Raw genomic sequence first — 462 nt, forward strand, 5'->3', positions numbered from 1 at the left:
GTAATTCCTTGTAAAAGTTTCGTACGCTCTGTATATGTAATTCCTTTTTTCTTTTCACGAATAGCTCGATCACGTAGGCGTTTTTGTTTTTGCTCCTCCGTACATTTATAAACCACAATGCGAGTAGGTAATTTGTCTTTGCTCCCTACATATACATCATGTAATTCATACACTTGGCCAGGCTGTAATTGGTTCATGATTTCTTCCAAATGAATTTGTATATATACCGGCCTCAGTTGAGCGGGTTTTGTTTTAAATACGACTGTTTCGAATTCTTTTCTATATATCTTAGTTGGTAACTTAAGACGTGATAAATAATATCCTTGCTTATCTTGAATAGACTTAAAGTCTTGTAAACGAAAATATCCTAAGTCACGAATATATAGTTCATTCTTTTGTGCCATACCTGTTCGAGTCGCACCATACGCCTGATCACTTCGTTTTCCTGGTTCAATTTTCACA

General features: G+C 35.5%; 1 protein-coding gene. It reads right to left on the bottom strand.

What is annotated here, in order from left to right:
- A partial coding sequence (locus MR109_RS29705) for a transposase (RefSeq protein WP_242274861.1) occupies positions 1-462 on the bottom strand: 462 nt, incomplete at both ends.

This window comes from Bacillus cereus group sp. BfR-BA-01310 (genome assembly GCF_022664325.1).
Classification (GTDB): domain Bacteria; phylum Bacillota; class Bacilli; order Bacillales; family Bacillaceae_G; genus Bacillus_A; species Bacillus_A paramycoides.